Origin of the sequence: Rhodosalinus sp. 5P4, assembly GCF_041365695.1 — a bacterium.
Taxonomy (GTDB): Bacteria; Pseudomonadota; Alphaproteobacteria; order Rhodobacterales; family Rhodobacteraceae; genus Rhodosalinus.
Map to the genome: position 1 here is coordinate 65768 of NZ_JBGFSJ010000006.1, position 12762 is coordinate 78529.

Below are 12762 nucleotides of genomic sequence, written 5' to 3' on the forward strand. Positions count from 1 at the left end.
CTCAGGTCCCGGGCGCGCGGGGCGTGAGCCCGGCCAGCCCGTCCACCCAGGCGATCTGCCGCGGCAGGCACCGCGTGCGCAGGTCGTAGTCCTCGCGCACGGTGCGCCGCGCCGCCCGGCCCAGGCGCGCGCGCAGCGCCGCGTCGTCGAGCAGCGCGTCGATCCGGTCCACGAGCCCCGCGCCGTCGAAGAAATCCACCAGGAGCCCCGTCTCGCCGTCGCGGATGACCTCGCGCACCGGCGCGGTGTCGCTGGCCACGATCGCGGCCTCCGCGCTCATCGCCTCCAGAAGCGACCAGCTCAGCACGAAGGGATAGGTCAGGTAGACATGCGCGCGACTCACCCGCAGGAGCGACAGGAACTGCGCGTAGGGCACCCGGCCCAGGAAATGCACGCGCGCCCAGTCGGCGTCGGGGATCTGCCCGCGCACCTCGTCGATGAAGATGCGTTTCCAACTTTGCCCCTCGGGGGGGCGCGCCCCGTAACTCACGCCGTCGCCGCCGAGAATCGCCACATGCGCCCGCGGGCGGCGGCGCAGGAGTTCCGGCAGCGCGCGCATGAAGACGTGGTAGCCGCGATAGGGTTCGAGGTTGCGGTTGACGAAGGTCACGACCTCGTCCTCGCAGGTGAGCGCCCGGCCCTCGCCCTGATCCAGCCGCGCGGCGGGGTCGGGGGTCACCGCCTCGGTGTCGATCCCGTCATGGATCACCGTGATTCGGTCGCGGAACGTGTCCGGGAAGGTGTCGGCCTGAAAGCGCGTGGGGCTGACGCCCGCCTCCGCGATCTCGAAATGCAGGCGATTGTTGAGGTTCTTCATGCGCAGCCGCAGCGGGCCGCGGGCGCCCTCGGGGCTGGGAAACTCCGGGTCGAAATCGACATGCGGATAGTCCGAGCGGTGATAGAGCTCGCAAAAGAGGCCGAGCCGCGCATCCGGCCACACGTCCTTGAGGAAAAGGCTCTCGCCCCAGCCCGGATGGGCGAGGATCACGTCGGGCGCGAAGCCCTGCTCGCGCAGCGCCACCGCGCCGGCATGGCAGCCCTCGGCGCGGATGAGCTTGGTCTCGAAATCGGTGAGCCACGGATGCAGTCCCGGCGCGTTGCCGCGCTCGAGGCGATAGGGCAGCACGCGCACCCCGTGGAAGGTCGTGGGCGCCTTCACCTTCAGCGTCAGTGCCACCACCTCGTGCCCCGCCGCGACGAGCGCCGGGGCGAGGTGCTTGTACTGCCCCGGAAAGTTCTGGTGGATCACGAGTATCCGCAACGACCGCTCCGCACGCCTGCCTCCGGCACCCCTCATAGCGGCGCGAGGCCCGCGCGCCAATGGCACGCGCAGCACTGGACGCCCGCCGCCCGCTCGCCTATCACCCGGCGCAATCCACACGCACAACGCCCGAGGACCGCGCCATGGCCCGCTACGCCCCCGCCGAGATCGAGCCGAAATGGCAGGCCGCCTGGGACGAGGCCGGCGCTTTCGCCGCCACGGCCGATCCCGCGCGGCCGAAATACTACGTGCTCGAGATGTTCCCCTATCCGTCGGGGCGCATCCATATCGGGCATGTGCGCAACTACACGATGGGCGACGTGGTGGCGCGCTACAAGCGCGCGCAGGGCTTCAACGTGCTGCATCCGATGGGATGGGACGCCTTCGGCATGCCCGCAGAGAACGCGGCGATGGCGTCGGGCGGCCACCCGAAGGACTGGACCTACGGCAACATCGCCGACATGCGCGGGCAGATGAAGCCCCTGGGCCTTTCCATCGACTGGAGCCGGGAATTCGCCACCTGCGACCCGGAGTATTACGGCCAGCAGCAGGCGCTTTTCCTCGACTTCCTGGAAAAGGGCCTCGTCTACCGCAAGGCGGCGGTGGTGAACTGGGATCCCGTCGACATGACCGTGCTCGCCAACGAGCAGGTGATCGACGGCAAGGGCTGGCGCTCGGGCGCGGCGGTCGAGCGGCGCGAGCTGGTGCAGTGGTTCTTCCGTATCTCGGACTATTCCGAGGAACTGCTGGAGGCGCTCGACACGCTCGACGACTGGCCCGCCAAGGTGAAGACCATGCAGGCCAACTGGATCGGCAAGAGCCGCGGCCTGCAGTTCTCCTTCTCGCTCGTCGACGGGATCGAGGGGCACGACCGGGTGGAGGTCTATACCACCCGGCCCGACACGCTTCTCGGCGCGAGCTTCGTCGCCGTCTCGCCCGATCATCCGCTGGCGAGATCGCTCGAACGCCACGACGACGGCATCGCCGCCTTCAACGCCGAGTGCCGGCGGATGGGCACCTCGGAGGAGGAGCTGGAGACCGCCGAGAAGAAGGGCCACGACACCGGCTTGCGGGTGCGGCACCCCTTCGACACCAGCTGGGAGCTGCCGGTCTGGATCGCCAACTTCATCCTGATAGACTACGGCACCGGCGCGATCTTCGGCTGCCCGGCGCATGACCAGCGCGACCTCGATTTCGCGCGGAAATACGACCTGCCGGTGATTTCCACCTTCGCGCCGTTGGAGGATGACGGCCAGCCGCTCGCAGAGGATGGCGGGCCCGCCTTCGTGCCGCCCAAGTCCGAGCGCGTGATCTACATCCGCGGCTTCGCCGGCGAGACCGAGCAGACCGGCGAGGAGGCCGTGGAGGCCGCCATCCGCTTCTGCGAAGAGAACGGCGTGGGCCAGGGCGTGACGAAGTACCGTCTGCGCGACTGGGGCCTCTCGCGCCAGCGCTACTGGGGCTGCCCGATCCCGGTGGTGCACTGCGAGAGCTGCGGCGTGGTCCCGGAGAAGAAGGAAAACCTGCCGGTCCTGCTGCCCGACGACGTGAGCTTCGACCAGCCCGGCAATCCGCTGGAGCGGCACCCGAACTGGGCGCGCACCGACTGCCCCGCCTGCGGCAAGCCCGCCCGGCGCGAGACCGACACGATGGACACCTTCGTGGACAGCTCCTGGTATTACGCGCGCTTCACGGCGCCGCGGGCCGAGACGCCCACGGACCCCGAGGAAACCGCCTACTGGATGAATGTCGACCAGTACATCGGCGGCATCGAGCACGCGATCCTGCACCTGCTCTACTCGCGCTTCTTCGCCCGCGCGATGCACATCTGCGGCCACCTGCCCGAGAAATCGAAGGAGCCCTTCGAGGCGCTCTTCACCCAAGGGATGGTCACCCACGCGATCTACCAGACCCGCGACGCCGAGGGGCGGCCCGTCTATCACTTCCCCGAGGAGGTCGAGACGCGCGACGGGTCTACCGTGCTGAGGGAGACAAGCGCGCCGGTCGAGGTGATCGCTTCGGCCAAGATGTCGAAATCCAAGAAGAATGTGGTCGACCCAGTTGCGATCGTCGAGGCTTTCGGCGCCGACACCGTGCGCTGGTTCGTGCTCTCCGACAGCCCGCCGGAGCGCGACGTCGAGTGGACGGCCGCGGGCGCGGAGGCCGCGCACCGCCACCTCTCCCGCGTCCACCGGATCGTCGCCGAGATCGCCGCCCTGCCGGACGAGGCCGGCCAGCCGGAAGAGGACGAGGCGCTCCTGCGCGAGATGCACAAGACCATCCACGACGTCACGCAAGGGACGGAAAGCTTCGGCTTCAACGCCGCGATCGCGCGGCTCTACGCCTTCACTGCGACGCTCTCGAAATCGGCCGCGGGGGGCGGCGCGAAACGGCAGGCCGCCGCGGCGCTCGCGCAGCTCATGTCGCCGATGACCCCGCACCTCTCGGAAGAGCTCTGGGCGCTTCTGGGCCGCGAGGGCCTCGTCATCGACGCGCCCTGGCCCGAGGCCGACGAAACCATGCTGGTGGAGGACACCGTCACCCTGCCGGTGCAGGTCAACGGCAAGCGCCGGGCCGAGATCACCGTGCCGCGCGACCTCGGCAAGGAAGACGTCGAAAAGGCGGCCCTCGCCACCGATGCGGTGGCGAGGGCGCTCGAGGGCGCCGCGCCGCGCAAGGTCATCGTCGTGCCGGGGCGGATCGTGAATGTCGTGGTCTGATCGCCGCAGCTTCGTTCTGGCGGCCTGCGCGGCGGCGCTGGCGGGCTGCGGCTTCGCGCCGGTCTACGCCCCGGGCGGGGGCGCATCGCGGCTTCAGGGGCAGGTCGCCTTCTCCGCCCCCGGAACACGGGCGGGATTCGACCTGCGCGCGCGGCTCGAAGAGCGCCTCGGGGTCGCGACGGCGGGCCGCTACGCGCTCGATGTCGTGCCCTCCGTCAGATCCGAGGGGCTCGGCTCCACGCGCGACGGGCGCACCTCGCGTTTCCAGCTCGTGGGCAGCGCGGCCTTCACGCTCTCCGACGCGGAGGGGGGCACGGTGCTGGCCGAGGGCGAGGTCGACGGCTTCACCGGCTACTCCACCACCGGAAGCATCGTGGCCACCGAGGCCGCACGACGCGACGCGGAAACGCGGCTGATGAGGCTGCTCGCCGACCGGATCGTGGACCGGCTGCTTCTGGCGGCGCCGGATCTTTCCTGAGCCCGCGATGAAGCTTTCGCCCCGCGACGCGACGCGCTACTTCGCCCGGCCCGACCCGAACGCCGCGGGGCTTCTGATCCACGGGACGGACACCATGCGCATCGCGCTTCGCCGGCAGGAGGTGATCGCGGCGCTCGTCGGACCCCAGGGCGAGATCGAGATGCGGCTGACGCGCATCGCCGCCGCGGACCTGCGCCGCGACCCGGCGCGTCTGCTCGACGCGGTGAAGGCGCAGGGCTTCTTTCCCGGCCCGCGCGTCGCCTTCGTGGAAGAGGCGGGCGACGGCCTCGCCGACACGATCGCCACCGCCCTCGGCGAATGGCGGCCGGGCGACGCGCAGATCGTCGTCACCGCCGGCTCGCTCAACGCGCGGTCGAAGCTCCGCAAGCTGTTCGAAGGTCACGGGTCGGCCTACGCAGCCGGCGTCTACGACGAGCCCATGGACCGCGCCGAGATCGAGGCGGAACTGGCCCGCGCCGGGCTTTCGGACATCCCGCGCGACGCCGGCGAGGCGCTCGCCGCGCTCGCCCGCCAGATCGAGCCGGGCGACTTTCGCCAGACGCTGGAAAAGCTCGTGCTCTACAAGATGTCCGACGACACGCCGCTCGGCCCCGCCGACGTCGCGGCCCTGGCACCCGCCTCCACCGAGGCGGACATGGACGACGCCGTGCATGCCGCGGCCGAGGGGCGCGACGGCGAGATCGGCCCGATCATGCAGCGCCTCGCGGCGCAGGGCGCGACGCCCGTTGGCCTGGTGATCGCGGCGGCGCGCCATTTCCGGGCGCTCTATGCCATCGCCTCCGCCCCGGGCGGACCGTCCGAAGGGGCGGCGCGGCTGCGGCCGCCGGTCTTCGGCCCGCGCCGCGACCGCATGGTCCGGCAGGCCCAGCGATGGGGCGCGCCGCGGCTCGACGAGGGGCTCGGCATGATCGTGGACACCGACCTCGCGCTGCGCTCGGCGGGGCAGACCGCCCCCGCCATGGCGCTGGTGGAACGTCTCCTGATTCGTCTCGCCCGGCTGGGGGCGCGCTAGGGCGTGGCGCGCGCCGCCGCCGCCGCCGCGCGCCCGGCCCAGCGGCCCGTGGAAAGGCAGGCGGTCAGCAGGTAGCCGCCCGTGGGCGCCTCCCAGTCGAGCATCTCGCCCGCGCACCAGACCCCGGGCACATCGCGCAGCTGAAGCCCCGAATCGAGCCCCTCCCAGCGCACGCCGCCCGCGGTCGAGATCGCCTCGTCGAGGGCCGCGAGCCCGGCATGGGCCACGGGCAGCGCCTTGACGAGCGGCGCAAGCGCCCCGGGCGCGGCCGGCAGCGGCCGCGCGAACTCCATCAGTAGCGCCTGGCGCACGGGATCCAGCCGCAGCGCGCGGCGGAGATGGTTGGAGAGACTTGCCTTGCCCCGCGGGCGGGCGAGTCGCCGGGCCACCTCGGCCTCGGTGAGGTCGGGCGCGAGATCCAGGAAGAGCGGCGCGCCCGCGCGAAGTTCCGGTGTCAGCGGATAGAGCCCGCCGCCCTCGAGCCCGCGCGCGGAGATCACCGCCTCGCCGCGCACCCGCCGGCCGCCCGCAAGAAGCGCGAGCGGCTTCGCGGGCTGGCCGAAATGCCGCGCCATGTGCGCCGACCACGCCACCCGAAGCGCGGCGTTCGATGGCGCGAAGGGCGCGATCGGCACGCCCCGCGCGGCGAGCCACGGGGCCCAGGCCCCGTCCGAGCCGAGCCGCGCCCAGCTCGCCCCGCCCAGCGCCAGAACCGTGCGACCGGCCTCGATCAGGCGCGGCCCGTCGGGCGTCTCGAACCGCAGCGCCGCCTCCTCCCAGCCCCTCCAGCGCCAGCGCACGCGGCGCGCGACACCGAGCCCTTCGAGCCGGGCGAGCCAGGCGCGCAGGAGCGGCGAGGCCTTCATCGCCTCCGGAAAGACGCGCCCGGAGGAGCCGGTGAAGAGCGGCTGGCCGAGCCCCTCGGCCCAGCGCATGACCTCCTCGGGGCCGAAGGCCTCCAGCATCGGGCGCAGCGGGTCCGCCGCGGCGCCGTAGGCGGCTAGGACGCGCGGGAAGGGTTCGGCCTTGGTGAGATTGAGGCCGGACTTGCCGGCCATCAGGAACTTCCGGGCGACCGAGGGCTTCGCCTCGACGACCAGCACGGCGCGGCCCGCGCGGGCGAGTTCCTCGGCCGCCATCAGCCCCGCCGGCCCCGCACCCACCACCAGCGCCTCGATCCGCTCCATCGCGTCCTTGCCCTTCCCGCGGCGCGGACCATGCTCTGCGCCGATGACCGACACCGCGCCCGATCCCGTCTGCCCGCTCTGCGGCCGCCCGATCCCGCCGGGCGCGCGGCAAAGCCTGCACCACCTCGTGCCGAAGCTGAAGGGCGGCAAGGGTGGGCCCACGGTGCTTCTGCACCAGATCTGCCACAACGAGATCCACGCCACGCTGACCGAGGCCGAGTTGGCGCGGGACTTTCACACCGTCGAGGCGCTGCGCGCGCATCCCCGTCTGGCGCGATTCATCGGCTGGGTGTCGAAGCGCCCGCCGGACTTCCACTCGCGCTCGCCGGGGGCGCGGCGTCTGCGACGGCGGCGCTAGCGGCAGAGCTCCTTGATGGCGCGGGCATGCTCGGGCGCGGCGGCGCGCGTGTCCGCGGCGAGGGCGTGCGCCGCGTCCATGAGGTCATCGGCGGGCAGGACACGATCGACGAGGCCGAAGGCCAGCGCCTCGTCCGCCCCGATCTTCGCGCCGCCCATGAGCAGCAGCTTCGCCCGCGCCGGCCCCACCAGCGCGGCGAGCCGCCCGGGATCGGAGGGCTGGGGCAGGAAGCCGAGCTTCATCACCGGGTAGAAGAATTTCGCCTCGGGCGCGGCGAGGCGCAGGTCGCAGGCCAGCGCCATGCCGAAGGCGCCGCCCGCAAGCGTGCCGTTGAGCGCCGCGATCGACAGGCCCGGAAAGCCCGCAATGGCGGCCGAAAGCCGCTCCCACACCGGGGAGGTGGCAAGCCCCGCGCGCGCCTCCTCGAGGTCCGCCCCCGCCGAAAAGACGCCGCCTGCGCCGGTCAGGACGAGCGCCCGCGCGCCTTCCGCGCTCGCGCTCTCGGCGAATTCGGCGAGATCCTGGAGCATTTCCAGGGTCAGCGAATTGGCCTTTTCCGGCCGGTCGATCACGGCGGTCCAGAGCCCGCCCTCGCGCGTCACCCGGATCATGAAAGACCCACCTTCGCGCGGATGTCGGGATCGCGCAGGCTGATCTCCTCGCCGATCCAGGGGTCGGCCTCGGCCCCGCACATCCACACCAGCGCGCGGGCGGGCCATTCGGGGGGGATGTGCTCGGACCAGTCGAGCGCGCTCACCGGGTTGATCCCGCTCGCCTTGATCTCGCGCTGCATCTCGGTCGCCACCGTGCCGGGGCTGAGGCCCATGGCGCGGATGCCGTGGGCGCGGCCCTCGGTGTCGGCGCAGCGGGTCAGCATCGCGGCGCCCGCCTTCGAGGCGCAATAATGGCTCCAGCCTTCCAGCGGGCTGTGCGCCGCGCCCGAGCTGACCGTCAGGATCGTGCCACCGCCCGCCTCGATCATCACCGGCATCGCGGCGCGCATCCCATGGAAGACGCCGTTGAGGTTGATGGCGACGGCCTGCGCCCAGGCGTCCGGGTCGGCATCGGCCAGGGGCGAGATGGGCTCGATCACCCCGGCGTTGTTCACCAGCACGTCGAGCCGCCCGAAGGCCTGCAGGCACGCGCCCACCGCGGCCTCCACCTCGAGGTAGCGCGCGACGTTGCAGGGCACCGCGATGGCATCGGGGCCGATCTCTCCGGCCAGTTCGGCGATGTCCCGCTCGCTCCGCGCGAGAAGTGCCACCTTCGCGCCCTCGGCAGCGAAGGCGCGCGCCGCGGCCGCGCCGATGCCCCGGCTCGCCCCGGTGACCATGACCACCTTTCCGTCCAGTCCGCCCATGCCTCGCCTCCCTGCCGCGATGTCGCGCTTCCGTCGTACCGGGGTGATACGGCTGCCCCCGGCAGACGTCCACCCCGAGGCTTCGGGCTTGACCTGCCGCCCGCGCGGGAGGACGCTCGGGCCGAACGATACGCATGAAAGGCCGAACCATGAGCTGGAACACCTTGCGCGGCGGCCTCGCCGCCGTCATCGCCCTCGCCGCCGGCGGCGCGAGCGCCGACGTCACCGCCCGGCAGGTCTGGGACGACATGCGCGGCTACCTGGAGGGTATGGGATACAGCGTCACGGCGAGCGATTCGGCGGCCGGCGACACGCTGACGGTGCGCGACATCTCGCTTGCCCGCACCCTGCCGGACGACGAAGGCTCGGTGGATGTGACGGTGCCCGAGATCCGCTTCACCGAGAACGGTGACGGCACGGTCAGCATCCGCTACCCCGAGACCCTGCCCGTCGCGATCTCGGCCCGGCCCGAGGACGAGCCGCCCGCCGACTTCCGCCTCGACCTGACCCAGTCGGGCCTCGAGATCGTCGTCTCGGGCGATCCGGAGGACAGCCTGCGCTACGACTACGGCGCCGCGCAGCTGGGCATCGCGCTCGCCGATCTTGTGGTGGACGGACAGCCCGTTCCGCCCGGGGACGCCCGCGCGGCGCTGACGGTCGCCGGGCTTGACGGAACGGCCACGGTGGGCAGCGGGCCGCTGCGTGCCATCGAGCAGAGCGCCTCGATGGAGCGGCTCGACTACGACGTCGATTTCGTCGACCCCGAGGGCGACGACGGGCGCGTGACGCTCAAGGGCAGCATGAACGCCGTGGAGTCGCGGACCTCCGCGCGCATCCCCGAACGCGCGGGTCTCGACGACATGGCCGCGGCGCTCGACGAGGGGTATGCCCTGGAAAGCAGCCTCTCCTACTCGGGCGGACAGGCCGACTTCTCCGCCGAGGAGGACGGGCAGACCCTCACCGGCTCCACCCGGGCGACGCAAGGCGGCGTCGCGTTGGCCATCGACGCCGAACGGCTGTCCTACGAGCTGACGGGCGAGGGCACCGATGTGACGCTCGAGGGCGACGAACTGCCCTTCCCGGTGTCCTTCCAGATGGCCCGGACCGTCATGTCCTTCGTCGTGCCGCTCACCCCGTCCGACGAGCCGCGCGCCTTCTCGCTCGGTCTCACGCTCGGCGATTTCACGATGTCCGACAATCTCTGGAACATCTTCGACCCGGGCGCGATGCTGCCCCGCGATCCGGCCACGCTCTCGCTCGACGTGGACGGGCTCGCCCGCGTCCTGGTGAGCGTCTTCGACCCCGACGTCATGGAAAGCGCGGACGAGCCCGCGCAGCTGGAGGCGCTGACGCTGAACAGCCTTGAACTGCGCGCGGCAGGCGCCGAACTGACGGGCGAGGGCGCCTTCACCTTCGACAACAGCGACACGGCCACCTTCAACGGCATGCCGCACCCCACCGGGTCGATCGACCTGCGCCTCGCGGGCGCCAACGCGCTGCTCGACACGCTGGTGAGCATGGGCCTGCTGCCGGAGGAACAGGCGATGGGCGCGCGGATGATGATGAGCATGTTCGCGGTGCCGGCGGGCGACGACGTCCTGCGCTCGAACATCGCCATCAACGGCGAGGGGCAGATCCTCGCCAACGGCCAGCGTATCCAGTAGCGCCGGCGCACGGGGCCGTGCCGCGCCGGCCGGGGGTCCGGTCGGCGCGGACGGTTTCGCGACCCCGGCGGGCACGCCCCGCTTGCGAAGCGGCGGGCCGAGGTCTACCTCACGGGCTCACAGCCGAGGAGACCGCCCATGCCCACTCCGAGCCCCGACACGCTCTCCGCCCAGCTTCTCGACGCCGCGCGCAGGGCGGGCGCCGAAAGCGCGGACGCGATGGTGCTGGCCGACCGCTCGGTGACCGTCGAGGTGCGCGGCGGCGCGCTGGAACAGGCGGAGCGGGCGGAAGGGATCGACCTCGGCCTGAGGGTCATGCTGGGCCGCCGCCAGGCCTGCGTGTCCGCCTCCGATCCCCGCGCGGAAACCATCGCCGAGATGGCGGAACGCGCCGTGGCGATGGCGCGCGAGGCGCCGGAGGATCCGCATGCCGGCCTCGCCGATGTGGCGCAGCTTGCCGAGGATCGCTCGGCTGCGGCGCTCGACCTGGCCGATCCCGCCCCCGAACCCGCGCCCGACGCGCTGCAGCAGGACGCGGCCCGCGCCGAGGCCGCCGCCCTGGCGGTCGAGGGCGTGAGCCAGGTGCAGGCCGCCTCGGCCTCCTGGGGCGCGCGCGAGATGCATCTCGCGGCCAGCAACGGATTTTCCGGCGGCTACCGGCGCACCAGCCGGTCGCTGTCCTGCGTGGCGATCGCCGGCGAGGGGCTCGGCATGGAACGCGACTACGACGGCGACGGCCGGGTCTACCAGTCGGACCTGCGCGACGCAGACGAGATCGGCCGCACCGCCGGCGAACGCGCGGTGGAGCGGCTGGGCGCGCGCCGCCCGCGCACCGGCGCCTACCCGGTGGTCTTCGACGAGCGGATCGCCGCCTCGCTGGTCGGGCACCTTCTGTCGGCGGTCAACGGCACCGCGGTGGCGCGCGGCGCGTCGTGGCTGCGCGACGCGCTGGGCGAGCAGGTCCTGCCCGAGGCCCTGTCGCTGATCGAGGATCCGCATCGCCCCCGCGTGCCCGGCTCGCGGCCCTTCGACGCCGAGGGGCTGCCGACCCGCCGCCGCGCCATCGTCGAGAACGGAAGGCTGACGGGCTGGACGCTCGACCTGGCCACCGCGCGAAAGCTCGGCATGGCCTCGACCGGGAACGCCGCGCGCGGCGTGTCCTCGCCGCCCTCGCCGACCAACTGGAACGTGGCCCTCACCCAGGGCACGCGAAGCCGCGCGGAGCTTCTTGCCGAGATGGGGACGGGGCTCCTGGTGACCTCGATGATCGGCTCCACGATCAACCCGAACACCGGCGACTACTCGCGCGGGGCGTCCGGTTTCTGGGTGGAGAACGGCGAGATCGCCTGGCCGGTCAACGAATGCACGGTGGCGGGCAACCTGCGCGAGATGCTTCTGACCCTCGTGCCCGCCAACGACGCGCGGCCGTGGCTGTCGCGCGTCGTGCCCTCGCTTCTGGTCGAGGGGCTGACGCTTGCAGGAGAGTGACCTCGCCCTGCTCGTCCGCGCCGCCCGAACGGCCGGCGCGGTCGCGCTGCGCTTCCACGGCCCGACCGCGAAACGCTGGGACAAGCCGGAAAACGCGGGCCCCGTGACCGAGGCCGACATCGCCGTGAACGCCGCGCTCGCCGAGATCCTTCGGCCGGCGCGGCCCGACTATGGCTGGCTGAGCGAGGAGGACGAGGACGCCCCCGAGCGCCTCGCGGCCGAGCGATGCTTCGTCCTCGACCCCATCGACGGAACCACCGGCTTCATCGAGGGATCGTCGAGCTGGTCGCTCTCGCTCGCGGTGGCGGCGGGGGGCGCGATCGGCGCAGCCGTGGTCTATCTTCCTGCCCATGACCTGCTCTACAGCGCCGAGGCGGGCGGCGGCGCCTGGCTGAACGGCGCACGGCTCTCGGCCTCCGCCCGGCAGGAGATCGACGGCGCGAACGTGCTGGCGACCCGGTACGCGCTCGATGACCGGAACTGGCCGGGGGGGCGCCCGGACTTCGAGCGCCATCACCGGCCCTCGCTCGCCTACCGCCTCGCGCTGGTGGCGGAGGGGCGGTTCGACGCCATGCTGACGCTGCGCGAAAGCTGGGACTGGGACATCGCCGCCGGGCTGCTGCTTTGCGTCGAAGCCGGGGCGGTCGTGACCGACCGGCACGGCGGCACCCCGCGCTTCAACACCGATCCGCCGCGCACCGCCGGCGTGGTGGCCGCCCCGCCGCAGCTTCACGCGCCGCTGATCGAGGCGCTTCGGGGCGGCGGGGGCTGACCGGCCCGCGCGGCGCGCTGAAGGGCCGAAAGCGCCTCCATCGCCTCGTCCGCATGGATCTCCGGCACGAAAAGATGATCGTGGTGGAAGGCCGCGACCACGTTGCAGGCGATGCCGCGCGCGGCGAGCGCCTCTGACACGGCAGCAGTGAGGCCCACGCCGTCGAGCGCGGAGTGCACGGTAAGCGTGATCCGCCGCATCGCGGGACCGTCGGGAAAGCCCATGTCCCGCGCCTCGGCCACCGCAAGCACGAGCGAAAGCCCCTCATCCTCCCGAAAGGTCGCGAGCGCCCGCGCCGCGGCCTCGGCGGCGCGGGCGGGATCCGCGCAGGTGCAGAAGCGATAGGTCGCGGGATCGAGCGCGGGCTCCATCGCCGCGATCATCGCGCGCGCGTCGCGCACGGGTTGACCCGGGGCGCTCATGCCCGACCCGCCTTGACCG

The 12762-nt window shown here is 72.4% G+C and carries 12 protein-coding genes; 7 read left to right on the plus strand and 5 right to left on the minus strand.

Features of this window, described 5'->3' with window-relative positions; genetic code table 11:
* Nucleotide 1: 1 nt before the first annotated feature.
* Nucleotides 2-1261, minus strand: a complete 1260-nt coding sequence (locus AB6A69_RS12630) for a glycosyltransferase (RefSeq protein ID WP_371061034.1) — start codon at nt 1259-1261, stop codon at nt 2-4.
* Between the two features lie 143 nt (nt 1262-1404).
* Between AB6A69_RS12630 and leuS the strand changes: the two genes are divergently transcribed.
* From leuS to holA, 3 genes are read left to right on the plus strand one after another with little or no spacing between them, the layout of a single operon-like run.
* Nucleotides 1405-3981 (plus strand): leucine--tRNA ligase, encoded by a 2577-nt coding sequence (gene leuS, locus AB6A69_RS12635; protein ID WP_371061144.1) that lies wholly within the window; start codon nt 1405-1407, stop codon nt 3979-3981.
* A complete protein-coding gene (lptE, locus tag AB6A69_RS12640; protein WP_371061035.1) occupies nt 3968-4459 on the plus strand; it encodes an LPS assembly lipoprotein LptE in 492 nt (163 codons plus the stop codon). Before leuS ends, lptE begins: the two co-directional genes overlap by 14 nt.
* Nucleotides 4460-4466: 7 nt before the next feature.
* Nucleotides 4467-5492, plus strand: a complete 1026-nt coding sequence (gene holA / locus AB6A69_RS12645; RefSeq protein WP_371061036.1) for a DNA polymerase III subunit delta — start codon at nt 4467-4469, stop codon at nt 5490-5492.
* On the opposite strand, the gene AB6A69_RS12650 is transcribed toward holA, so the two are convergent.
* Complete coding sequence (locus AB6A69_RS12650; protein ID WP_371061145.1) at nt 5489-6679, minus strand: TIGR03862 family flavoprotein; 1191 nt, start codon at nt 6677-6679, stop codon at nt 5489-5491. The genes holA and AB6A69_RS12650 overlap by 4 nt on opposite strands.
* A gap of 43 nt (nt 6680-6722) precedes the next feature.
* On the opposite strand from AB6A69_RS12650, the gene AB6A69_RS12655 reads away from it, so the two are divergent.
* A complete protein-coding gene (locus AB6A69_RS12655) occupies nt 6723-7037 on the plus strand; it encodes an HNH endonuclease (protein WP_371055188.1) in 315 nt (104 codons plus the stop codon).
* Here the strand turns inward: AB6A69_RS12655 and AB6A69_RS12660 are convergent.
* Nucleotides 7034-7648 carry an enoyl-CoA hydratase/isomerase family protein gene (locus tag AB6A69_RS12660; protein ID WP_371061037.1) on the minus strand — a complete coding sequence of 205 codons (615 nt, stop codon included), beginning with the start codon at nt 7646-7648 and terminating at the stop codon, nt 7034-7036. The two genes, AB6A69_RS12655 and AB6A69_RS12660, sit on opposite strands and share 4 nt — an antisense overlap.
* The gene (locus AB6A69_RS12665) at nt 7645-8397 is read right to left on the minus strand and encodes an SDR family oxidoreductase (protein WP_371061038.1); all 753 of its coding nucleotides are present in this window, start codon (nt 8395-8397) and stop codon (nt 7645-7647) included. Before AB6A69_RS12665 ends, AB6A69_RS12660 begins: the two co-directional genes overlap by 4 nt.
* Nucleotides 8398-8546: 149 nt before the next feature.
* Between AB6A69_RS12665 and AB6A69_RS12670 the strand changes: the two genes are divergently transcribed.
* The 3 genes from AB6A69_RS12670 to AB6A69_RS12680 all read left to right on the plus strand — a co-directional run bounded on the left by AB6A69_RS12670 (nt 8547) and on the right by AB6A69_RS12680 (nt 12321).
* Nucleotides 8547-10061 (plus strand): DUF2125 domain-containing protein, encoded by a 1515-nt coding sequence (locus AB6A69_RS12670; RefSeq protein ID WP_371061039.1) that lies wholly within the window; start codon nt 8547-8549, stop codon nt 10059-10061.
* Between the two features lie 138 nt (nt 10062-10199).
* Complete coding sequence (locus AB6A69_RS12675) at nt 10200-11549, plus strand: TldD/PmbA family protein (protein ID WP_371061040.1); 1350 nt, start codon at nt 10200-10202, stop codon at nt 11547-11549.
* A complete protein-coding gene (locus AB6A69_RS12680; protein ID WP_371061041.1) occupies nt 11536-12321 on the plus strand; it encodes an inositol monophosphatase in 786 nt (261 codons plus the stop codon). The genes AB6A69_RS12675 and AB6A69_RS12680 overlap by 14 nt, the downstream gene beginning before the upstream one ends.
* On the opposite strand, the gene AB6A69_RS12685 is transcribed toward AB6A69_RS12680, so the two are convergent.
* Nucleotides 12279-12743, minus strand: a complete 465-nt coding sequence (locus AB6A69_RS12685) for an ACT domain-containing protein (protein WP_371061042.1) — start codon at nt 12741-12743, stop codon at nt 12279-12281. The genes AB6A69_RS12680 and AB6A69_RS12685 overlap by 43 nt on opposite strands.
* Between the last annotated feature and the right edge of the window lie 19 nt (nt 12744-12762).

Bases quoted from the DNA above. Each gene is read 5' to 3' on its own strand.
- leuS (WP_371061144.1), top strand. From the start codon at position 1,405: ATGGCCCGCTACGCCCCCGCCGAGATCGAGCCGAAATGGCAGGCCGCC.
- lptE (WP_371061035.1), top strand. From the start codon at position 3,968: ATGTCGTGGTCTGATCGCCGCAGCTTCGTTCTGGCGGCCTGCGCGGCG.
- holA (WP_371061036.1), top strand. From the start codon at position 4,467: ATGAAGCTTTCGCCCCGCGACGCGACGCGCTACTTCGCCCGGCCCGAC.
- AB6A69_RS12650 (WP_371061145.1), bottom strand. From the start codon at position 6,679: ATGGAGCGGATCGAGGCGCTGGTGGTGGGTGCGGGGCCGGCGGGGCTG.
- AB6A69_RS12655 (WP_371055188.1), top strand. From the start codon at position 6,723: ATGACCGACACCGCGCCCGATCCCGTCTGCCCGCTCTGCGGCCGCCCG.
- AB6A69_RS12660 (WP_371061037.1), bottom strand. From the start codon at position 7,648: ATGATCCGGGTGACGCGCGAGGGCGGGCTCTGGACCGCCGTGATCGAC.
- AB6A69_RS12665 (WP_371061038.1), bottom strand. From the start codon at position 8,397: ATGGGCGGACTGGACGGAAAGGTGGTCATGGTCACCGGGGCGAGCCGG.
- AB6A69_RS12670 (WP_371061039.1), top strand. From the start codon at position 8,547: ATGAGCTGGAACACCTTGCGCGGCGGCCTCGCCGCCGTCATCGCCCTC.
- AB6A69_RS12675 (WP_371061040.1), top strand. From the start codon at position 10,200: ATGCCCACTCCGAGCCCCGACACGCTCTCCGCCCAGCTTCTCGACGCC.
- AB6A69_RS12685 (WP_371061042.1), bottom strand. From the start codon at position 12,743: ATGAGCGCCCCGGGTCAACCCGTGCGCGACGCGCGCGCGATGATCGCG.